The 22542-nt window shown below is 37.6% G+C and carries 27 protein-coding genes; 11 read left to right on the forward strand and 16 right to left on the reverse strand.

Annotation, left to right across the window (positions count from 1 at the left end):
• Positions 1-46: 46 nt before the first annotated feature.
• The 3 genes from clpX to tig all read right to left on the reverse strand — a co-directional run bounded on the left by clpX (position 47) and on the right by tig (position 3300).
• Entirely contained in the window at positions 47-1312 is a 1266-nt protein-coding gene (gene clpX / locus AC5WOE_RS14170) for an ATP-dependent protease ATP-binding subunit ClpX (RefSeq protein ID WP_496049214.1), read from the reverse strand.
• A 22-nt stretch (positions 1313-1334) separates the two neighbouring features.
• On the reverse strand, positions 1335-1901 hold the full coding sequence (gene clpP, locus AC5WOE_RS14175) for an ATP-dependent Clp endopeptidase proteolytic subunit ClpP (RefSeq protein ID WP_496049441.1): 567 nt from the start codon (positions 1899-1901) through the stop codon (positions 1335-1337).
• Between the two features lie 106 nt (positions 1902-2007).
• Positions 2008-3300, reverse strand: a complete 1293-nt coding sequence (gene tig, locus AC5WOE_RS14180; protein WP_496049215.1) for a trigger factor — start codon at positions 3298-3300, stop codon at positions 2008-2010.
• Positions 3301-3840: 540 nt separating this feature from the next.
• Between tig and AC5WOE_RS14185 the strand changes: the two genes are divergently transcribed.
• The 9 genes from AC5WOE_RS14185 to AC5WOE_RS14225 all read left to right on the forward strand — a co-directional run bounded on the left by AC5WOE_RS14185 (position 3841) and on the right by AC5WOE_RS14225 (position 11267).
• Complete coding sequence (locus AC5WOE_RS14185; protein ID WP_496049216.1) at positions 3841-3978, forward strand: hypothetical protein; 138 nt, start codon at positions 3841-3843, stop codon at positions 3976-3978.
• A 33-nt stretch (positions 3979-4011) separates the two neighbouring features.
• A complete protein-coding gene (locus AC5WOE_RS14190) occupies positions 4012-5580 on the forward strand; it encodes a spore germination protein (RefSeq protein WP_496049217.1) in 1569 nt (522 codons plus the stop codon).
• Between the two features lie 20 nt (positions 5581-5600).
• Positions 5601-6707, forward strand: a complete 1107-nt coding sequence (locus AC5WOE_RS14195; RefSeq protein ID WP_496049218.1) for a GerAB/ArcD/ProY family transporter — start codon at positions 5601-5603, stop codon at positions 6705-6707.
• A complete protein-coding gene (locus AC5WOE_RS14200; RefSeq protein WP_496052844.1) occupies positions 6691-7851 on the forward strand; it encodes a Ger(x)C family spore germination protein in 1161 nt (386 codons plus the stop codon). The genes AC5WOE_RS14195 and AC5WOE_RS14200 overlap by 17 nt, the downstream gene beginning before the upstream one ends.
• 51 nt (positions 7852-7902) lie before the next feature.
• Positions 7903-9075, forward strand: coding sequence for a Ger(x)C family spore germination protein (locus AC5WOE_RS14205; RefSeq protein WP_496052845.1), 1173 nt, complete (start codon positions 7903-7905; stop codon positions 9073-9075).
• A gap of 37 nt (positions 9076-9112) precedes the next feature.
• On the forward strand, positions 9113-10285 hold the full coding sequence (locus AC5WOE_RS14210; RefSeq protein ID WP_496052846.1) for a Ger(x)C family spore germination protein: 1173 nt from the start codon (positions 9113-9115) through the stop codon (positions 10283-10285).
• Between the two features lie 98 nt (positions 10286-10383).
• Positions 10384-10602 carry a hypothetical protein gene (locus AC5WOE_RS14215; RefSeq protein ID WP_496052847.1) on the forward strand — a complete coding sequence of 73 codons (219 nt, stop codon included), beginning with the start codon at positions 10384-10386 and terminating at the stop codon, positions 10600-10602.
• A gap of 4 nt (positions 10603-10606) precedes the next feature.
• Positions 10607-10990, forward strand: coding sequence for a hypothetical protein (locus tag AC5WOE_RS14220; RefSeq protein ID WP_496052848.1), 384 nt, complete (start codon positions 10607-10609; stop codon positions 10988-10990).
• Between the two features lie 7 nt (positions 10991-10997).
• The gene (locus AC5WOE_RS14225; protein ID WP_496049224.1) at positions 10998-11267 is read left to right on the forward strand and encodes a hypothetical protein; all 270 of its coding nucleotides are present in this window, start codon (positions 10998-11000) and stop codon (positions 11265-11267) included.
• Here the strand turns inward: AC5WOE_RS14225 and AC5WOE_RS14230 are convergent, their stop codons facing one another.
• The 4 genes from AC5WOE_RS14230 to AC5WOE_RS14245 all read right to left on the reverse strand — a co-directional run bounded on the left by AC5WOE_RS14230 (position 11268) and on the right by AC5WOE_RS14245 (position 12575).
• The gene (locus AC5WOE_RS14230; RefSeq protein ID WP_496049225.1) at positions 11268-11495 is read right to left on the reverse strand and encodes a hypothetical protein; all 228 of its coding nucleotides are present in this window, start codon (positions 11493-11495) and stop codon (positions 11268-11270) included.
• Between the two features lie 32 nt (positions 11496-11527).
• Complete coding sequence (locus tag AC5WOE_RS14235) at positions 11528-11770, reverse strand: hypothetical protein (RefSeq protein WP_496049226.1); 243 nt, start codon at positions 11768-11770, stop codon at positions 11528-11530.
• A gap of 27 nt (positions 11771-11797) precedes the next feature.
• Positions 11798-12250 carry an Hsp20/alpha crystallin family protein gene (locus AC5WOE_RS14240; RefSeq protein ID WP_496049227.1) on the reverse strand — a complete coding sequence of 151 codons (453 nt, stop codon included), beginning with the start codon at positions 12248-12250 and terminating at the stop codon, positions 11798-11800.
• Positions 12251-12335: 85 nt separating this feature from the next.
• Positions 12336-12575 (reverse strand): hypothetical protein, encoded by a 240-nt coding sequence (locus AC5WOE_RS14245; protein ID WP_496049228.1) that lies wholly within the window; start codon positions 12573-12575, stop codon positions 12336-12338.
• Positions 12576-12798: 223 nt separating this feature from the next.
• Between AC5WOE_RS14245 and AC5WOE_RS14250 the strand changes: the two genes are divergently transcribed.
• Positions 12799-13392 (forward strand): hypothetical protein, encoded by a 594-nt coding sequence (locus AC5WOE_RS14250; protein WP_496049229.1) that lies wholly within the window; start codon positions 12799-12801, stop codon positions 13390-13392.
• Between the two features lie 115 nt (positions 13393-13507).
• Here AC5WOE_RS14250 and AC5WOE_RS14255 read toward each other — a convergent pair whose 3' ends face one another.
• Positions 13508-14272: a cation efflux transmembrane domain-containing protein gene (locus AC5WOE_RS14255; RefSeq protein ID WP_496049230.1), complete on the reverse strand. Its 765-nt coding sequence runs from the start codon at positions 14270-14272 to the stop codon at positions 13508-13510.
• Between the two features lie 173 nt (positions 14273-14445).
• On the opposite strand from AC5WOE_RS14255, the gene AC5WOE_RS14260 reads away from it, so the two are divergent.
• A complete protein-coding gene (locus AC5WOE_RS14260) occupies positions 14446-16296 on the forward strand; it encodes a terpene cyclase/mutase family protein (RefSeq protein ID WP_496052849.1) in 1851 nt (616 codons plus the stop codon).
• A gap of 496 nt (positions 16297-16792) precedes the next feature.
• Here AC5WOE_RS14260 and AC5WOE_RS14265 read toward each other — a convergent pair whose 3' ends face one another.
• From AC5WOE_RS14265 to AC5WOE_RS14300, 8 genes are all read right to left on the reverse strand, one after another.
• On the reverse strand, positions 16793-17296 hold the full coding sequence (locus AC5WOE_RS14265; RefSeq protein ID WP_496052850.1) for a metallophosphoesterase: 504 nt from the start codon (positions 17294-17296) through the stop codon (positions 16793-16795).
• 28 nt (positions 17297-17324) lie between these two features.
• Positions 17325-17951 (reverse strand): XTP/dITP diphosphatase, encoded by a 627-nt coding sequence (locus tag AC5WOE_RS14270; protein ID WP_496052860.1) that lies wholly within the window; start codon positions 17949-17951, stop codon positions 17325-17327.
• Positions 17944-18690, reverse strand: a complete 747-nt coding sequence (rph, locus tag AC5WOE_RS14275; RefSeq protein WP_496049233.1) for a ribonuclease PH — start codon at positions 18688-18690, stop codon at positions 17944-17946. Before rph ends, AC5WOE_RS14270 begins: the two co-directional genes overlap by 8 nt.
• A gap of 221 nt (positions 18691-18911) precedes the next feature.
• On the reverse strand, positions 18912-19940 hold the full coding sequence (locus tag AC5WOE_RS14280) for a GerMN domain-containing protein (protein WP_496049234.1): 1029 nt from the start codon (positions 19938-19940) through the stop codon (positions 18912-18914).
• 95 nt (positions 19941-20035) lie between these two features.
• A complete protein-coding gene (locus AC5WOE_RS14285; protein WP_496052851.1) occupies positions 20036-20482 on the reverse strand; it encodes a GNAT family N-acetyltransferase in 447 nt (148 codons plus the stop codon).
• Between the two features lie 24 nt (positions 20483-20506).
• Positions 20507-21895: a class III lanthionine synthetase LanKC N-terminal domain-containing protein gene (locus AC5WOE_RS14290; protein ID WP_496052852.1), complete on the reverse strand. Its 1389-nt coding sequence runs from the start codon at positions 21893-21895 to the stop codon at positions 20507-20509.
• A gap of 37 nt (positions 21896-21932) precedes the next feature.
• Positions 21933-22214, reverse strand: a complete 282-nt coding sequence (locus AC5WOE_RS14295; protein WP_496049237.1) for a hypothetical protein — start codon at positions 22212-22214, stop codon at positions 21933-21935.
• 80 nt (positions 22215-22294) lie between these two features.
• Positions 22295-22542: hypothetical protein (locus tag AC5WOE_RS14300; protein WP_496052853.1), on the reverse strand; the 248-nt coding region annotated here is incomplete at its 5' end.

Genomic DNA, 22542 nt, shown 5'->3' on the forward strand with positions numbered 1-22542 from the left:
GGAACGAAAAAAAAGCGATCCTTAAATAGGATCACTCAGAAACAATTTAAGCGGACTCTTCTTTCTTTTTATTAACAACTCTTCCTTCTCGGGTAGTTAATTTTGGTGCTTCTTTGTTTATAACAGATTCTTTTGTGATGGAGCACTTGGTCACGTCGTCACGCGATGGCAAATCAAACATGACATCAAGCATAATGGATTCGATAATCGCACGTAATCCACGAGCACCCGTTTTTCGTTTAATTGCCTCCGCAGCAATAGCTTCTAGAGCTTCCCCTTCAAAATGAAGTTCTACGCTGTCCATCTCTAACAATTTACTGTACTGTTTGACCAAAGCATTTTTCGGTTCTGTCAAAATTTGAATGAGCGCATGTTCATCCAAGGGTTCCAAAGTAGACACAACTGGCAGTCGGCCTACAAACTCTGGAATTAACCCAAACTTTAAAAGATCTTCTGGAAGAACCAATTTGAGGTATTCTCCAGGTTTTAGGCTCGCATTTTGCATATCTGATCCAAAACCAATAACTTTTTTACCAATGCGGCGTTTGATCAATGTTTCCAATCCATCAAATGCACCACCACAGATAAACAAAATATTACTGGTGTCAATTTGGATAAATTCTTGGTGTGGATGCTTACGACCACCTTGAGGTGGAACACTTGCAACGGTTCCTTCTAAAATTTTTAGAAGTGCCTGTTGTACCCCTTCACCGGAAACATCCCGAGTAATAGAAGGATTTTCCGATTTACGAGCAACTTTATCGATTTCATCAATGTAAATGATTCCACGTTCTGCTTTTTCCACATCGAAATCAGCAGCTTGGATTAATTTTAACAAAATATTCTCTACGTCTTCTCCTACATACCCTGCTTCAGTAAGAGAAGTGGCATCTGCTATGGCAAATGGCACATTCAAAATTCGAGCCATGGTCTGCGCTAGCAAGGTCTTCCCGCTACCTGTTGGTCCAAGTAATAAAATATTACTTTTGGATAGTTCCACATCATCTGTTTTTGATGTAGAGTTTACTCGCTTGTAATGGTTGTATACAGCTACAGAGAGCGACTTTTTCGCTAATTCTTGACCAATGACATACTGATCTAGAATATCTCTGATTTCTTGAGGTTTAGGTAAATTTTTAAGATCTAATTCTTCTTCACTACCTAGTTCCTCTTCCACAATCTCATTACAAAGCTCGATACATTCATCACAAATATAGACACCAGGTCCAGCTACTAATTTTCGCACTTGATCTTGGGACTTTCCACAGAAAGAGCACTTTAATTGACCTTTTTCTTCATTAAATTTGAACAAGATCGGTTCACCCCTTTCGATGTTAGATACGTACTAGTACGTCATCTACTAGTCCATATTTTTTTGCTTCTTCTGCACTCATAAAATTGTCTCGATCCGTATCCTTGGCAATCTGTTCTAATGATTGTCCTGTGCGCTCCGAGAGAATACGATTTAATTGGTCTTTCGTACGAAGAATCCAATCTGCATGAATTTTAATATCTGATGCCTGTCCTCTTGCGCCACCAAGTGGTTGGTGAATCATAATTTCACTGTTTGGCAATGCAAATCGCTTTCCTTTTTCGCCCGCTGCAAGCAAAAATGCTCCCATACTTGCTGCAAGACCAATACACATAGTGGATACTGCCGGTGCAATAAACTGCATCGTATCAAAAATAGCCATCCCTGCTGTTACGCTTCCCCCTGGAGAGTTTATGTACATGTGGATATCTTTTTCTGGATCTTCTGCTGCTAAAAACAGGAGTTGCGCGACTATTAGGTTTGCTATGTTGTCATCAATCGGACTACCGATAAAAATAATCCTATCTTTAAGCAAACGGGAATAAATGTCGTAAGCTCGTTCGCCACGGTTAGATTGCTCCACTACCATTGGAACCAAAGGCACAGGTTAACACCTCATTTTTAAGAAATGCGACAATGCTACAGAACAAGGCACGTGAGAACCGTGCCTTGAAATGAACAATCTCCTTATTCCATTATGCCGTATTTTTACGGTTCAATACAAGTAGATCGATAGTTTTCTTACGCTTTAGAGATTCACGTAATGATTCAATATTACCTTGTTTATTGATAATATCTTTTACCTCTTCCACATCACGATTCATTTCTTTAGCGGTTTGGACGATTTCTTCCTCTACTTCTTCTTCGGATACTTCTACGTTTTCTGCATGAGAAATAGCTTCAATTACGAGATCAGCACGTACTTTTTTGCTCGCATCTTCATTCATTTGAGCCTTAATGTCACTTTCGGATTGACCAGTAAGCTGCGTATACAATTCGATGTTTAGACCTTGGTATCCTAGATTTTGTACAAAGTGACCATACATGTGCTCTACTTCATGATCAATCATCGCTTCTGGAATATCTATCTCTGCATTGTTTGAAGCAACTTCCACCACTTGATTGCGAATGTACTCTTCTTCTTCTTTATTGAGTCGCTCTTCTAGTTTATGCTCCAAATCTTGTTTTAGTTCTGCTAATGTTTCTTTTTCGCTAACATCTTGAGCAAACTCATCATCTAGTACTGGAAGATTTAAACGCTTAATTTCATGCAGTTTCACTCGGAAAGTAGCAACTTTTCCAGCAAGGTCTGTCGCACGATAATCTTCTGGGAAAGTAACATCTACGTCTTTTTCTTCTCCGAGCTCCAGATCGATGAGTTGCTCTTCGAAGCCAGGAATAAAAGTATTAGAACCAATTTCTAGAGAATAATTCTCCCCTTTACCACCTTCAAAAGCAACTCCATCAACAAATCCTTCGAAATCGATGACAACAGTATCGCCATTTTCTACTGCCCCGGATTCAACAGGCTCCAATGTTCCTTGTTGCTTTTGCATTTTTTCCAGTTCTTCGTTCACTGCTTCTTTTGTCACGGAGAAATCTTTCTCTTCAATTTCAATCCCTTTATATTCCCCTAATTTTACTTCTGGTTTAACTGTAACAGTCGCTGTGAAAATAAGGGATTTTCCTTTTTCCAATTGTTCCACATCTACTTCTGGACGATCAACGGGTTCAATCCCGGTTTCTTTAATCGCATCTTCGTATGCCTCAGGCAAAAGTATATCCAATGCATCTTGATACAAAGACTCTATACCAAATCGTTTTTCGAATATTTGACGTGGGATTTTTCCTTTACGAAATCCTGGTACATTTACTTTCTTTACAACTTTCTTAAATGCTTGGTCTAGGGCTTGAGACACCTTTTCTTCTGGTGCTTCTACCGTTAAAACCACTTGGTTATTATCACTCTTTACAAAACTAGCTGTCATCGAAAGAACCTCCTACAAGTCCATAAAATCTTTGCCGTATCAGCACTTACAACCATTCCATTATAAACACGTTCATGGGTAAGCGCAATAAATTAACCTCAATGGGTATTTTTTAGCAGTATGTATATGGCCAGATAACGTTTATTTTACAACAAATATAGGAAAGTGAGAAGATGGAACAATTTTCTGCCTCCTATTATTTCGTTTATGCCGATAAAAGCAGCAAAAAAACCTTCGAATCCAGCATAATTCATAACATAAACTTTGCCTTAACCCCATTGTATTCCCTACAGGCTATGTTGTACCCGAGCTTAACTTTCCTTCCAAAGTCCATTTTTGGAAAAATTTAACTCATTGATGAACTCAGATTCCCTGCTCTTTTAGGGGAAACATACTATTCAGATAAATGATCACCTTATGCTATGGTTTTCCCTAGTCTTCTTAGAATTTTTTATCCTTTTTACATAAAGCATTCATTACTAGCGCAAGATAAAAAATATTATATATATCTTACAAAGAAAGAAAAAGGTGCAAAAAAACATGTTTGAGAGTTTTTTTTCAAATCTACTCAAGTGGAATATTTGGGTTGGTGCTTTGGTTACTTTTATCATCCCAGTAGGAATACAAAAGTTATACGATTGGTTGCATGCTAGTTTGAAGAATTCTACTTCGGAATAAATGTTTACTTTTTGAAACGAAAGGGGGATTACGATGAAAGACCGGCAAAAAAGTTCTAGAAATAAAGACAAAGACACCAACAGGACCGAAGAGAAACCGCAACAAGTGAAATCTCACCACGTATCTGAGGATATCCAAGCAAATATAGAACAAATAAAACAAAGCATTGGCCATAATACAGATGTAATCTTTCGTTCGTTTCAACTCGGTACGACAAAATTACAAGCAGCTATTGTCTATGTTGACGGTTTAGTAGATAAAGACTTGATCCAAGATCAAATTTTAAAATCCATGATTTATGATTTATCTACCATTTATTCAGAAGAACAGCTTGATGACCACGATCATTTAAAAAAGTGGATAAATAATAATGTTATCTCTCTAAGTGAGGTAAAAGAAGAAAACTGCTTCGATAACGTCATCACTTCGATTCTTAGTGGCTCTACCGCCTTATTAATAAACAGCATCAATACAATTTTTCTTTTAGGAACTATTGCTTATAAATCACGTCCCATTGAAGAACCAATTACAGAAGCATTAGTAAGGGGACCAAGAGAAGGCTTTAATGAGAACATAGCAGATAATCGAGCATTACTGCGACGGGGATTGCCGGACCCTGCTCTCACCATGCTGGAATATGAAATGGGACAGCGATCGAAAAAAAAATTGTTGCTTGTTTATATGGAGGGAATCACCAATCCCGATTTACTGACTATCGCCAAAAAAAGATTAGAAAAATTTAATCTCGATATTGCCTTAGAGTCTGGGTATGTTGAGCAATTTATCGAAGATGATCATTTCTCTATTTTTCCACAAGTTCAAAATACAGAACGTCCAGATCGAGTTATCGCAGCATTAACAGAAGGAAGAGTCGCCATTCTATTAGATGGAACTCCGTTTGCATTGATTATTCCGGTTACTTTTTCCATGCTGTTACAATCTCCAGAAGATTATTATGAGCGTTGGATTCCTGGTTCCCTTATCCGTATCCTTCGTTATTTAGCTGCATTTGTCACCGTGTTTCTTCCATCTATTTATATTTCTTTTATTTCTTTCCATCAAGGACTCATTCCTACAAAATTAGCAATCTCTATCGCTGCAACACGTGAAGGTGTGCCTTTTCCTTCTCTTATAGAAGCATTACTTATGGAGACCGCTATTGAAGTCTTACGGGAAGCAGGATTGCGATTACCGCGACCTGTTGGACAAACCGTAGGGCTAGTAGGTGGATTGGTTGTAGGCGAAGCAGCAGTAAACGCTGGCATTGTCAGTCCAATTATGGTCATTATCGTTGCGATAACTGCCATCTCCTCTTTTGCCATCCCTCAATATGGAGCTGGTATTTCCCTCCGGATGTTGCGTTTCGGGGCGATGTTTTGTGCTGGTATCTGGGGACTTTATGGGGTTATTCTCTTTTTTCTGTTACTCGCTATTCATATGTGCAAATTAAAGAGCTTTGGAGTCCCTTATATTTCCCCGGCTGCTCCTTACCGTTTGAATGATTGGAAAGATTTTCTGTTTCGATTACCATTAGTAACAATGAAAAAAAGGCCCCAAATGATGCACACCTTAGATGATAAGCGTCAAAAAGGTGGAAGTTGAATAGACAGGGGGGACAATCCATGATGAACCAGAACCAAACAGATCGAATAACCACTACTCAATTGGCTATCTATGTATCCACTCATATGACGGCTTTAGGGATCCTCACCTTACCAAGGGGAGTAACTGCGACAACACAATCTCCTGACGGCTGGATTTCTATCCTCCTTTCCGGATTGGTTATTAATCTATTTGCTATTGTATTAGTAAAACTTTGCCAGCGATTCCCTCATGAATCATTTTATCAGTACAGCCCAAAAATCGTTGGAAAGTGGTTCGGCATTTTACTGAGTTTAAGCTTAATAGCTTATTTTGTATTACTAGGTTCATTCGAAATCCGAGGAATGGCAGAAGTGACACATTTGTACTTATTACCTCGTACCCCATTCATGGCAACTATTATACCTTTTATTTGTTTAGGCGTTTATTTAACCGTAGGTGGTATCAATCCGCTTGTTCGTTTATTTGAAGTATTGTTTACCCCTTCTATCCTTATCTTTGTCATCGTTATTCTATTAAGTTTAAAGACATTTGAACTAAATAACTTACGACCCGTTTTGGGTCAAGGGATTTTGCCAGTAATCAAAGGAATGAAACCGACGGCTCTAGCTTTGACAGGGCCAGAAACGATGCTGGTCGTCATTTCTTTTATGAAAGAACCACAGAAAGGTATCAAAGCAGCTACCATTGGTATTGCTACTCCATTGTTCTTTTATATTATGACTACCATTTTCACCTTAGGCTCGCTAGGTACCGCAGGGGTACAGACCAAAACATGGCCTGTACTAAGTTTATTTCGCCAGTTTGAATATACTGGAATCCTATTTGAACGGTTTGAAACCTTTATGCTGGCAATTTGGACTTTGCAAATTTTCACCACTTTTGTAACCTGTTTGTATGTATCTGCCCTTGGATTCTCGCAGATATTCAAACAAGAGTTAAGAACATGTATTTTTTGTTTAGCACCATTTATGTATGTGATCGCACTTTCTCCTAAAAACATCAATGATTTTTTTCATCTTGGCGACTTGCTCGGTTATGTGGGTGTAGGTTTCATCATTGTTGTTCCTGCTGTCATGCTCATTATTGCGATGGTAAGAGGAAAAAAACATGTTCCAGCTTCTTAAAATATTCCTCATTTGCTGTTCGATCTATATCGTTTCAGGATGTTGGGATAGTAAAGATATTGAAGAGTTAGCAATGGAGGTTGGCGCCGCACTTGACAAAACGAGTACTCCTCAATCTCATCAGGAACAAGGATATCATAAACAAAATATGATCAAAATGACGCTGCAAAATATTACTCCATCGGACAAAGGTGCACAGCAACAAAAATATGAAAACATAACAGGCTCAGGAGATTCCCTGCTGGAAATCTTTCGTGAGATTTCACTAAAGAAAGACACTCCTCCCTATGGGGCACATTTAAAAGTACTTGTCATCGGGGAGAAACTTATGAAAGAAAAAAACTTACAAATCTTACTAAGCCTTTTTGACCGTACATTTGAAGTTAGAGACAGCTGCATTTTGCTAATCGCCAAAGGCTCCGCTGCTAATGCATTGAAATTAGCCAGAGATGTCCCGGCTTTCACTTTAATTGGCATTGAAAAAAACCGATATCGATCATCCAAAATGTTACCTGAGATGACACTTGGAAAAGTAACAAGCAAGATGGCAAATCACAATAATTTTATTATACAAGGGGCCAGCGCGAAGAAAGGAAAAATCAAATTTAATAGCGGTGCGATTATCAAAGGGAATACCAATAGGTTAATAGGATTCCTCAATGAAGATGAGATTGTAGGATTAAATTTTGTCACAAACAAATTAAAAGGCGGAATCATAAAAGGAAGAGATCCAAAAACAAATGGGCTTATCTCTTATGAAGTATCATCCGTTAAAAGCAAAATCGTACCGCATCTAGACGGAGATAATATCTCTTTTGATGTAAATATTGAATCTGAAGGTCGCTTAAATGAAGATCAGATTCATGCAGGAAATGCCTTTTCCAATAAATTCATAGAGCGCGCAGAAGCGGCTATTAAAAAAGAGGTAGAGCACGTTGTTCATCAAGCTTTAGACAAGCTACAAAAAAAATATCAAATTGATGTAGCTGGTTTTAATGAGCAAATACGCATTCAATATCCAAAAGAATGGATGCACTTAGAGAAAGATTGGGACAAACGGTTTAGTCAAGTACCAATCCAATCCCATGTTTCCATTACGATACGTGATTATATGGTGAAAGGAAAAAAAGAAATATCGGATTAAATCGCATAGAAATATAGGAAGGGTAATTGGAAGTAGAAAGGAGAGAAAAACATGTACCGATTTCGTTACTTCATCATCACTATCTGTTTTTGTTTATTTTTAAATGGATGCTGGGATAGTCATGATATTGAGCAATTAAATATTCACGTCGGCACGGCACTTGATACAGCCTCTCCCTCTACTTCTAATGGAAAAAAACACCCAAAAAATGCGATCAAATTGACAACCCAATCCGTTTTTACTAAACAACCTCCCACCGGATCGAATCAACCAAATCAAGGTCCACAAAAATATATAAATATATCTGGTGTCGGCGACTCGTTAATTGAAATCGTACAATCATTTTCCCAAGAAAATGAACACCCCTCCTATGGACAACATTTAAAAGTTATCGTGATCGGCGAAGCACTGGCAAAAACGATGAATTTGGAAGAAGTCCTCGAACAGCATTCTCGAACCTATGAAATAAGAGACAGTTGCATATTACTGGTCTCCGAAGGTTCAGCAGCCGATACATTAAATATTCATACAGATGTTCCTGCCTTTACCCTTATTGACATAGACAGACATCAATACAAAACTGCTAAACTGCTGCCGTCACTGTCAATCGGAAAAGCAATTAGCACCATGTCTGCTCATAAAGACTTTATTGTCCAAGGTGTTCAAACCAAAAAAGGGAAAATTAATTTTAACAAAGCAGCCCTTATAAAAGGAGGCACAAATAGACTAATTGGATTCTTAAATGAAGAAGAAATTGAAGGGCTAAACTGGTTAATGGGTAGAGCAAAAGGAGGAATTGTAAAAGGAAGAGATCCAAAAACAGGTGGGTTGATTATGTATGAAATATCATCCGTTAAAAGTAAAATTATCCCTCACCTTAATGGGGATCATATTTCCTTTGAGGTAAACATTGAATCTATTGGTCGTTTAAATGAAGACTGGATATTAGCCGGTAATGCTTATAGCAATAAATTTATCACCCGAGCAGAAATAGCAACAAAAAAAGAAGTACAAAGACAAATATACCAATCTTTAAACAAACTACGAAAGTATCAAATTGACGTCGCTGGTTTTAATGAGCAGCTTCATATTCATTATCCAAAAGAATGGAAACGCATGAAGAAAGATTGGGATAAACGATTCAGCCATGTCCCGGTTACTTTTCACATTAATATTACAATACGTGACTATATGGTGAAAGGAAGAAAAGAAATCTCAAAATAACAGATAGCAAATTAGCGGTGACAAGGAGGTGAAACAAATGTTCCGATTGCGAAAAATTGCTCTTATCTTTTGCATTTTCCTGTTTTCATCCGCTTGCTGGGATAGTCAAGATATTGAAGAAATCAGTTTTATCGTTGGATCGGCATTTGATAAAGCTCCTTCTAACACTTCCGATGAAAAACAACGTCAGAAAAACCGTGTAAAATTAACACTGCAAACAATCTCACATGTACCAAGCTCTCAATCGGATCAAAATAGTCCACAGCAAAAAAAATATCAAAACGAATCAGGTACAGGAGACTCCAAATTAGAAATAATACGTCAGTTTGCTCATGAATCAGAGCATCCTGGAATCGGAGCACATCTAAAAGTAACCATTATGAGTGAAGAATTACTTCGTGACATGAATTTACTTCTTTTGCTCAGCTTTCATACCCGTACATATGAAGTAAGAGATAGTTGTATTATGTTAGTCTCTCAAGGTTCAGCAGCGGACACGTTAAAAATAGCAGCGGATATTCCTTCTTTTGAACTCGTGGGAATCAGTGAAAATAATTATAAAACTGCTCGATTACTCCCTACTATCACACATGGTAAGATACAGAGTCTTTTAGAATCCAATACAAGTTTTGTAATTCAAACCGTACGTACTGAAAATAAAGAAATAAAGTTTAATGGCGGGGCACTTATAAAAGGAGACACCAAAAAGCTAGTTGGAGTTCTAAATGAAGAAGAGGTAGAAGGTTTAAACTGGATTACAGGCAAAATAAAAGGTGGCGCGGTGAAAGGAAGAGATTCAAAAACACATGGGCTTATTCTATATGATACATCATCTGTAAAAAGTAAAATTATTCCCCATGTAAAAGGGGATCATGTTTCATTTGATGTAAACATTGAGTCTGTTGGTCGATTGAATGAAGATTGGGTTCTTGCAGGTAATGCTTTTTCGAATAAATTCATCAAACGAGCAGAAATCGCTACCACAGAAGAAATAAAACGACAAATGAAACAAACACTGACCAAACTACAAAAAACATACCAGATCGATGTTGCTGGATTTGGTGATCAAATGCGTATCCATTATCCAAAAGAATGGAAACAAATGGAGAAAAATTGGGATAAACGCTTTAGCAAAGCCCCTATTCATTATCATGTGAATGTCACCATACGTGATTACATGGATAAAGGAAAAAAAGAGGTTTCCAAGTAAAGAAGTCAATTGAACCTTGGAATAAGCCAGACATTTATTTCATATGGTAAGTAATATCAAAGAATCGGGTAAAAGTTCTCATCGGTAGGAGGGCTAATGTGAATAATATCACTTTACAAAAATTAGATGTGGGAGAAATAGCTAATTCCTCTGGCATTTTCTCTGGCGAAAATACGATGCACTATTGGAAACATCAATCAAAACGAAACGAAGGATTTGGAACTATATTGGGTGATGGTAATCAATTATCGCATTCCATCACTATTTTAGAAGATCCAGATGTTTTCGACTTCTTAAATACGAAAAAAAAGGAATAATGAAATGTTATTCTCATGGTGGAGAGGTAAAAAGGACGTTCAGGAGGATCTCAAAAAACTGACGGAACAACTCAAAAAATTGGAAAACACTCTCGAAATCAGTTTAAAAAATAACCAGACACCACCCATTCATATTGAGCATCTTACGATTGATAATCCTAAGCTGGAAAATTTAATTTTTCGAATGGATTCACTGGATGTAGAGGAAATCAGTGGATCTTTAAATTTAGGCAATAATTTTGGGGTAAAAGAAGTTAGAAATAAGAGCAATCGTGCAATAAAAACAAAAAAAACCTCTGCTTCTCCAGACAAAAAAGCCAATATCCATAAATTTAGCAAAACCGCTTCCGGCTTCCGATTAAATATGGACAGAAAAAATGAGTGGTGAAAACCAAATGACAAATATAACGAACAACTTTATTATCGGAAACATTCGGGTAGGAAGCGTGGAAGGAGCTTCTTGTATCAATTTAGGAAACAACACACCCAGTCATTTTGAGAGCCATAAAAAACACAACCAAGGGTTTGGAACGGTTGGTGGAGACAACAACAAATTTGAAGGAACTCGCTCCATGCTGCATGACCCTGATACCTTAGATTCACCAAGTTTAGCAGAGGCAATACCTGAATGGGTGGAAAATTTAGTGAATAAGCAACGAAGTTGACTAGCTGATATATGTATCAATTAAATCATTATCAAAACCAATATTACTATTTCCGCAAACGAAATTATAATTTCCACCTATCCGAAAAAAAGTACTTGATTTATATTTAGAAGACCATCCCGATGCTGTTGTTTCTCCCACAAAAATCCCCGAAGTATTATCCATAACATTAACAGCAATTCCATGAATATTTACTGTTATTTGGTTCATCGATTTTTGTTCCGACATGATCTTCTTCCTTTTTTATCCGACTTCCTGTTTTAACCTAATAGAACTCCTTGTCTATTTGAAGGGCTGTTCCATGGTGTGTCTAATCCATCATTATCAAACTGTACAGTAGAATTACCAACTACTAGGTTGCAGTTACCATTTATCAAAGCAACTCCTGGCATTTTTTTCTGATTGGCACTCCAACCGGAAGCTGTTGTATTCCCTAAAAAAATGGATGAAAGTGTATTTGCATTTGTTACATTTACAAATCCTACATTATTTAGAACAGGCACGAGCTATCATCCTCCAATGAAACAAGGTCAAAGATATTTGATCACAATTTCCCGAAAGTTCTTTTTTTCGTTTTTAGGAACTCTTATCTCCATGACCCCATTCTTGACATATCCTTGACACCCTGTGAAGCTTCCATTCATCGGTAAGGTGATCTTTTCCATGTCCTTTCCAAGTCCAGATACCATCAATATATTTGTATCTAAAAATACACTCACATCTCTGGGATTGACGTTTTCAGGAATAGGTATTTTTGCGATCATGTAATCATGTGTCTCAAAAACTTCCTGTTTGGAAGATGTACCAGTAAATTTCCCCATAGATGTATTGGATTTAAACATATCATTCATCGAATTACTAATAAAATCCTCAACTTTAGAAAAGTCCATTTCAAATGTACTATTCGGATTTGATGCTGATTGTTGAAATGATTTTATAAATTCATCCCAATTATTGAATGACCCAAAATTTTTCTCCTGCATCTCATCCAACTCCCCATAGATATATGTCTATGCTACTCTATTCTTTGACAAATCATTTGGTTCATCAACCGCTTGGAACTCTCTCTTATCCATCTCCAAAACCACTTCTTACTACAGGAATAGTCCAAGGTGTATCTAATCCATCTATATCGGTCTGAAGATTAAAGTTTGTAGATACTACATTACCGTTACCTCTGAGGGTTGCGGTTCCTGGCATTTCTTTTTGATTGACCGTCCATCCGGATGAAGTCGAATCTCCAAGAAATACAGAAGATAAGTAGTTGCTATTGCGAACATTGACTAAACCAACTGTATTATGTACCATCCTTTTCCACATCTCCTTAAAAACCGCCAAGTTATCAAGCTACACTGGGGTATTTAACTATACATATATTCAGACGACAAAGTAATGTTCATTCCACAACTTGTAGTATGAACAATATGAGTTTACAATTTTATTTTTAGTTTCAAATATAAAAAACGAATAATTACAAATTTATCTTTATATAATGAAATGTTGTTACTATTCACTATTTAGGGGGATTTGAATGACAAGAAAGTTTCTATCTGTTTTAAGTCCAATGATTATTTTTGCTTTCATCCTTTCTCTTAGCTTTGGCATGATCACTACTCAAGCCATGGCTAGTCCTGTTTCAAATGTAAATAAAAACTTGAAAGTCGATACTGTTGATGGAAAAACATATTCACCCCAATCACACAAAAAAATTGCAGCTATTATTCTATTTCGCAATGCAGTAAATGGACACCATGTTTTTGGTTTTTCCACAGTTGAAAAATATAAAGCTTTTCAAAAGCAATACCTAAAGCAACAAAACGCTGCTGGAACGAACTATTTTTATGAAAATGCTTCCTTTGACAGCAGAGGACTCGGATCATACATTACTCTCTCAGTTGGAAGCAGTTACTACTATGTAGGAGATACTTGGAATGATCGCATCTCCTCCACACATATATATCCTTATTCTCGTGTAACGTTTTATCAACACTGGCATTACGAAGGCTACTATTTAACATTAGTCAATAATGGCAGTAATTACTGGTTCCAAAATTTAACTGATTACAATATGCCTGACGGAACAAACTGGAATGACCAAGTTTCCTCTATTACATCTGGTAATTAAAATCTTACATTTATAGTCAGATTCCCCACCAGCATTTTCTGCTAGTGGGGAATCGTTTGATATCGCCTTTTTCTCTAAGATATCCGCATTTCTCGTCTTTCCTACCTGTCAGACATCACCGCTTTTCCGTCAGTCGCAGAGATAGCTTCATCGGTTTTACGATGGAATAGCCGATCTTAATCATGATCATGGCGATCATCACAGACGCAACCGCATCAGAGAGCCAATACGCTTGTCCCTTAGCAGCTACGATGCTAATACTGATGACATTGCAGAGAGAACCGAGCAAATCAGCCCTGACATGCGCAATCACACTACGAAGATCATCTTTTGCGTCTGATCTCTCCATCAGAAAGGCACACAGTCCAAAAACAAAAAGAGAGGTACATGCGGTGAACTTCGTGAATCCATTTGCCTCTACTTCATAGGGATGCGATGCCCGCTGGATTGTTGTAAGAAGCACTCCAACTCCCACCACAATCATAATCGCACCGTTAAGAAAATCTGCCCACATCTTCAGATAGGCAGGATTGATGCGATCCAAGTACTTGTGTACCAGTCCCTTTGAGAGTCGATAGGCCCAACTCTTGTTCTTACTCTCTCTATCTTCCTCAAGCAGATCTACCTTCTCCAAATCGTGCAATACCCAGATATAAACAGCACTGAGCATACATGCAGCCAGTACGATCAGATTACCCAGTGAGTCAGTAATCAGATGGATGGCATCAGACATGAGGCTATGGGAACCGTGAGTCCAACCGATCAGCATCTCGGCCCCTGAACCAAACAGGACAAGGAATAGTACCCACTTCATTGTCCTGCTTCTACTGAGTGCCTGCTGGATCTCTGTAGGCTTCCTGTCATCAGAAGTTTGTTCCACGATTTCCTCCATTGTAGGTGCGAGAAAGTCTATATCATTTTATCTAAATGTTTTCCATTTGTAAATTGGAATGATAACGTTTATCGATTAGAGATGAGAAGTTAAGATTGTTCTTTCAATCATGTTCTTCTGCTTTTACGAATACTCCTTATAAAAACTAAAGGAGTTTTTATATGGAACGGATCAAAACGATGATGGATTGTCTTTCACAAGAATTAATACAAAAACAACAACCAAGTGGAAAATGGGAGTTTTGTTTTGAAAGCGGTATAATGTCGGATGCTTATATGCTCTTACTCCTAAAAGCTCTAGATAAAACGAACGATACATTAGAGCAAATGTTAGTAGATCGAATATTATTTAAGCAAACCTCAAATGGTACATGGACTACCTTCCCTGATGAAAAATATGGCAATCCTTCTGCAACAGTCGAAGCTTGCTTAGCTCTTTTATATAGCAATAAATTTCACGATCTGACTCTCCTTAATAAGGCAATAAAATTTTTAGAGGAAAAAGATCATTTTGACCAAGCAAATCCTCTAACACGAACAGTCCTAGCAATTTTTGGTCATTACCCTTGGAGTCATCTATCTAAGTTACCAGTAGAATTTTTCCTGCTTCCTAAATGGGGACCAGTCCATTTTTTTGATTTTGTCGGATATGCCCGCACTCATTTAGCACCAATCATGATCATTCATGATCGACAATGGGTAATCCATCTGCCTAAATATGATCAAGTAAACAAATGGATGCCACAAACGCATTCGCATAGAAGGTTTTCCAACCTATTGAAAAAAAAGATTGCTCCATTTCTTCCCCATGATAAATTAAGAGAAAATATTCATCACTACGCAACAGAGTATGGAGAAAAATTTTTATTGGATCGAATTGAACCTGATGGTACGTTATACAACTATATGAGTACTACATTTTTGCTCATCTTTGCTCTGCTCGCTCTCGGATACCCAAAAAATCATCCTACTATTGAGAAGGCATATAACGGGTTAGTAAACCATTATATATGTCCAGTAAACTCCGAAGTACATATACAAGAAGCAAATGCAAATGTCTGGGATACGGGATTGGTCCTTCATGCATTAATAGAAGCTGGAATTGGCTCTGAGCATTCAACCATAAAAAAAGGACGAAACTACATTTTATCAAGGCAACATACTCGCCAAGGGGATTGGGCTGTACATAATCGAGGAGTAAAACCTGGTGGTTGGGGGTTTTCTGATTGTAATACGATAAACCCAGATGTGGATGATACTACAGTTGCACTGCGTGTACTCACATACTCATATCGAAATAAATCCACCCAAAGAGCTTGGAACCGCGGTGTCACATGGCTTCTGTCTATGCAAAATAGGGATGGTGGATGGCCGGCATTTGAAAAAGATACAGGAAAAGCTTGGCAAACCTTTTTACCTGATCTAGGCAGCAAGATTTGGGGAGATCCTTCTATGGCTGATCTCACAGGCAGAACATTGGAGTTTTTAGGAAATTACACTACACATGCAAGTCAAGCCGTTGCAGTAAATAAAGCCCGTAGATGGCTGGAAAAAAACCAGAAAAAGGATGGCTCATGGTTTGGCAGATGGGGAGTTGCCTATATTTATGGAACTTGGGCAGCATTGACGGGATTAGCTGCTATTCAGGTACCAAGAGATGATTGGACCGTCCAGAAAGGATTGAAATGGCTGTTATCTATACAACATACGGATGGCGGGTGGGGGGAATCTTGTTATAGTGATCAGCAGAATAAATATGTGCAACTGCCTTTCTCCACTCCCGTCCAAACAGCTTGGGCATTAGATGCTTTGATCGCTTTCCATGATGAGCCTACAAATGAAATCCACGCTGGTATCGATTGTTTACTGCAACTAGTGGAAGACAGAGGAAGCGCTTGGAAGTACCCCGCTGGCAGTGGTTTAGCAGGTCAATTTTATGTGTATTACCACAGTTATCCTTATGTTTGGCCACTGATTACCTTGAGCCACTACTATAGAAAATACAATACATAAAAACCCAACACTTTTACGTGTTGGGTTTTTTTCAAACCAATTTGGCGTCCCCAGAGGGATTCGAACCCCCGACCCACAGCTTAGCATACCACTATGACTTTCGTCACCAATCCATTGTTTGTGGTCTGGACTATATCTTCACCATTTCAGGTGTGACACGTATAGTCTCTACGGAACCTCACGATAATCAGCCGCAAATTTAACATTTAACAGTTGATTATTCTTTGGAGCTTTTACCCTCAAGTAGAATACTTGAGCCTTCAAAACTCCTTAATCTCTTACAGCATCACAGAGATCGTAAGTTTCCTCGGTATTGCCATCAGCATTATCTGTTAAGGTTTCACCGATATAGTGTCATCCACTCTACAAGTTTTTGTTTTCTTATAGAGGCTCCTAATTGAAGGCTGTTGCTCTATCCAGCTGAGCTACGGAGACATAACATGAATCATGATAAATCATATTATCTTATTTGTCAACAAAAAAATGACGGTTCGCACTATAAGACGAACGAACCGCCAAGATTTTGGACTTCTCTTCCATTTGGTTGAAAATAACTTACTTGAACATGTCGATCTTCAGCCAAGTTAACAATCGCATAGGTCGGCACACTATATCCCCGCGGGCTGATGATACTACCAGGATTGATAAATAAAGTATTTCCTTCTTGTTCACATAACGGAAAATGAGAATGACCAAAACATATGATGTCTGCTCTTCTTTCCTGCGCAAGTAACGAAAGGGGTAAGAGACCGGATTTGACTTGGTGGCGATGACCGTGTGTGACAAAGAAATGATAACCTGCTAGAGTCACTGCTTCCTCATTAGGAACTTCTTCAAAATCACAGTTCCCTCTCACCACTGTCATTGGAACGGAAGGTAGCTGCTTCTTTTCCGTGCAAAAATCACCACAGTGAATCACGTAATCTGCTTGAACTCGTTTCACAATATGTGCGAGCAACGTTGCTTTTCCATGCGAATCACTTGTTACAAGTACCTTCATCCATTCCACACCTTTCTCACGCATTGCCCTAAGTCAAAAATAAATATGTTTTTTGAAGCCATTCTACCAGCTTTGCAGTAGCTCTGGCTCGATGACTTATCGTATATTTTCGTTCACTTGATAATTGTCCCATCGTTCTCTTCTCTTCTGGTAAATAAAAAATTGGATCATAGCCAAAACCATTTTCACCTTGAGGAGTTGTAATGATGTTTCCATGACATTCGCCACGAAATAACTGTGTTGGGTGATTGGGAATAGCTACAGCCATTACACATACATAAAAAGCATGGGGTTTATTTATATCTCTTCTTTGGATTTCACTTAAAAGTTTTTGATTATTTGCTTCGTCTGTCGCATTTTCCCCTGCATACCGAGCGGAATAAACGCCGGGTTCCCCGTCCAGGTCTGGAACAACAACACCTGAATCATCCGAAATAACTGGACCATCCAACCACTTGGAAATAATTTCTGCTTTCTTAGCGGCATTCCCTTCAAAAGTAGGCTGGTCTTCTACGATTTCAGGGACATCTTGTAAATCGTTTAATCCTTTCACCTTTAATCCTAATGGTGCAAATAGATCCACAAATTGTTTTTGTTTATGTTTGTTTGCTGTAGCAATAATAATGGATGAAAACGGCCATTTTCGTTTATCCATTTTTCCCACCGATAAATTCTCCATGATTCCCTAAAAGCTGTTTTTGGATAACAGTCAATTCACCTGTGCCCTTTTTGGCTAATGTAAGCATTTCTTGTAACTGTTCTGGGCTAAATGGATTTTCTTCTCCTGTACCTTGGATCTCCACATATCTACCTTTTCCAGTCATAATCACATTCATATCTACTACAGCTGTAGAATCTTCCACATAACAGAGATCTAAACATATTTTATCTCCTACTACTCCGACACTTGTAGCAGCAAGAAAATCTTTTACTGGGAAACGTTTAAAAACCTGTTTTTGATAGAGCGGAATCAAAGCATCTACCATCGCAACAAACGCACCAGTAATAGATGTAGTTCTCGTACCACCATCTGCTTGAATTACGTCACAGTCAATCCAGATGGTTCTTTCTCCTAAAGCCTTAAGATCAACAACGGAACGTAGAGCTCTACCAATGAGCCTTTGGATTTCCATCGTTCTGCCTGTTACTTTTCCTTTGCTCGATTCACGGATCGTTCTCACTCCAGTTGCTCTAGGTAACATGGAATATTCAGCAGTGATCCATCCCTTGCCAGAATTACGAAGAAAAGGAGGAACTTTTTCCTCAATGGTTGCCGTACAAATAACTCGTGTATCCCCTATTGAAATAAGGACGGAGCCCTCAGCTGGTTTTATATAATCTCGAACAATCTCAACTCTACGTAATTGGTCATAGTTTCTTCCGTCCGTTCGCAAGGTCTTTCCCCCCAATTTCTAGATAACTCAGTATACCATATCAAACTTCAAAAATTAGAATTGACCTATCAATTATACATTTGAAGTGATCCCAAAAAAAGTAGAGGCTTGTTTATAAACCTCTACTTCTTAGTCTGTACCTCTTTGCACTAGAGTACACCCACCTCTATGTTGATGAGGTGAATCGTACTTTGTTCAACATCCTAGGATGGTGGGAGTATTCATAGTCCACTCGGATTAACTTGTTTCGGTCTTGAAACGGGTAAATCTACATTTTTTCCTTGATTATTTAATACTCCAATTGTCGTTTTACCATCGACAACAATTTTTACTTTATTGGCGTTTATGTTTTGTGTCAAAGATAAGACAATGGAATCCAGAGCACTTTTGGAAGCCGCAGTTTGATCATTGTACTGTAAAATTTCTTTCCCAAAATTGGCTGTAATCTGTTTTCCTTCAATTTTGACACTTTTGATGGTTGTAGTCGTGTCTAGCGGACCTATTAAATGACTGTTTTCCATTGGTCCTTTTACTAATTCCTTTATAACTGCCTCGCCAATATTGGCAGAGCGATTGACCAGTCGAGTAACTGGAACATAACTGATCGAATCATCATCCGCTTGACTTAAAAAATAAAGTGTTACGGGCATACTTGCACTTATATCCACTCCATTAGCCACTTCTACGTTTATTCCATCTGCACGAGTCAAACCTTGAGCAACCGTTTTTCCTTTTGGCATCAATGCTAGTTTTTTGCCTTCTATCTGCAAATTAACAGATTTAATGTTACTAAAACCAGTAAGCGTCCAAGTGATAGCATTTAAAATTTTTGTTTCATCTGCTTGCTTATAGTTTTTAAATTCTTTGGAGAAATTTGCAGTTGCTACTCCTTTTTTGATCTTCACACTGAGTACTCTTGTTCCTTTTGGCAGTACACTCTTTGTCCCCTTCGGAAGCAGTGCAGCTGTTTGATTACCTTCTATTAGACTCTCTAGGGAGCTTTTTGCTAGGGATTTTCCCGATAACTTTACAGAGTATGGCATAATATAGCCATCTTGGTTCAGAGTATATAACTCTGTCAAATGACCCTGTGTCTCTTTCTTTGGTTCTACTTTTGCATGGACAACTTGAGCTTCACCTTGTGGTGGATCAATCGGTTTGGAAGCCTTTGCATTAGGACCGGAAAAACAACCAGTTAGTGCGGCTGGAAAAAGTAACATACATACCATAGCTTTTGCTTTGTTTCGCATAATTGTCCTCCCATTGGACTGTTTATTTAACTCATGTATACGAGCCTTGGGAAGAAATTAGGACAACTTTTTCCATAAAAACTTGTTTGTTTTTGTTAAGAGCCTAGTGTGTGTTCATTCATTTTCATCATCTGCTTTATTCCTGATTGATTTACATAATTCCGAATAAACATACCTTGAGTCTTTAGTAATCCTAACTTTTCATAGTAAGATTGCAAATGTTCATCACATAACAAATCAATCATATACAAGTCCTTTAGCTCTTCTATCATCAGTCTTACAAGTTTTTTTCCAATACCTTTTCCTTGGTACTCCGGCAAAACTTCCAAAAAGGGGATATAGGCAGATAAGACACCATCACTAACAGCATTAATAAATCCGACTACTCTTTCTGCTGTTTCATCTATTGCTACTATACATTTATAACTATTTTTTAATAGCATAAAATGCGTATCAGGTGCTGGAGGATTGGGCCATCCAACAAAAAAACCTCCATCTAATTGTTGTGAGGTTATGTTTTCTAACGAGTTAGTATACTTCATCGTGTACTCTCCATTTCTAATTGGTTAACAGTTATTTTCCATTTTCCAGTCTTTTTCCCTGCTCATAACATTTGTTAAATCTGTTATGAATGTATCCAAACACCTATACCTTTTTTTAAAATTGATTGTAAGGCATTTATTTAAAATCATTCTTAATTCTTTAGGGGCATTGATTGAAAGAGCTGATCTTTCCCACGCTTTTTCTACACTTCTGGTTTTATCAGAATTGAAAAATCGTAAATATTCCAGATAACTTACAGGGGAAAGTAATGTATATATAATTGCCCCAATGGAATAAATATCGTGGCTTGGAACAGGATGGAGAGGCTGATACCTTGAGTCCATTTGTCTGGGAAGAGAAAAACCAGGTGTTCCAATGGCTGTCACTGGAGGACTATTTTTGTGATAAGCGTGTTCTAAATCAATGATTTTTATTTTGTTCTTTTCCCAGATGATATTATCCAAGGAAAGATCACGTAAAATTATTCCTTGATCATGATATAATTTTGTTACTTGACATAATTGAATCCCAATATTGATGGTTTCTTCCAATTCAAACCTTTTCTTTGACAAAAGATTGATTAATGTGTTATCTCCCATATCTGTCACAACAGAAAAAGAACTAGAATCTAGATGAAATCGATTATATACTTTAGGCGAGATGTGAAATTTCTCCAGTTTACAAAATAATGTACACTCCCACTGTAATCGATCTCTTGCGTCAACCTTTGAAAATTCTAGGTTTCCGTATTTCTTTGCCTCTTTCATTATTCTAGTTACTGGTGGTCTATGAGACAAATCTAAAATCCGATAAACACCGCCTTTTCCACTTTTTTTTAACACTTCCAACAAAATATATTGTGAAGGAATATTCACTTCAGTTGATCTACATCTTGTGTTAAAGAAAGGATCAGAGATCCAATCAGGAATAGCATCTCCGGGAAGTCGTGAATCTTTTATAATCTCTCCTGTTGTCTTTTTAAGAACAGAATCCCCCTTTTCACTTCGTTTAAATGAACCAAATCGATAATAAATAATTCCACGTAGTTTCTTGTCTGAAGGTATAAATGGCCCATCAAATCCTCTCGTTAAATGACAAAGTTCTTTGGATATCCACATCAATTGTTTTTCTGTGGTTGGGTATACAGTAATGAATTTACCTATTTGTGTGTATCCATAAAAACCTCTATTTAAATTGTTCAACTCAAATAAATCTTTGGTAATTTTAAATTGAATCCTTTTACTCATTAAAAACGGCATCACTTTTTTTGCGATTTTATTTGCATTCTTGATAGTTGCACTTATATGCAGTTTAATTCCTTGATCTGGTATAGGTATTGCATTTTCAAATATAGGAAATGCCCAAATTGTTTGGTCGTCTATTTTTAATTGACATTCTTCAAGTCGGTTCACAAACTTACAATTCACTTTGTAAATACCACTAAAATTCTTAATAATTAAACCCTCCTTTAAATATATTTCTCCCTTCTGATCGTGCTAATATATAAAGCCCATGAGCATAAAGAATAGCAAGACTACCTGAATTCGGGATGTTTTTTTCTTTGAAAATAGTGGATAGTTGACTCACTGTAGGTCTATCACTTTGAGGGACCTTATAACACATGACAATAAAATCATAGAAATGTTGCCAATTTGAAGGAGTTAGATTCCCCTTGTACATTTCATCATATACATACTCACCTAAAAACTTTTGTAGAGTATCTTCTACCAATTTCTTAGTCTCTATTCTGGTACACCTCTTTCACTCAAAAAATTACCCCTCAAATATCAATGATTTGAGGGGACTTAGCATTATCGATAGCAATCAGTCGAACATTGTTGGCTATGCCCACCAGATTCTGCTGCACGAATATCACTTATAGAAACTCCCAGTCTTTCTAGATCATTTGCGTTTCGAGCAACCAAAGCTTGATATTCATTACTTTCCAATTGATAGCTTTGTAGAGCCAACGATGGATTATTCAAATATTGTTCAGCAAAACTGAAATCTGATTTTAAACGTTCTATAACCTGTTTTAATGCATTTGACATATCTCTCA

Source organism: Shimazuella sp. NTD248, from assembly GCF_059510395.1.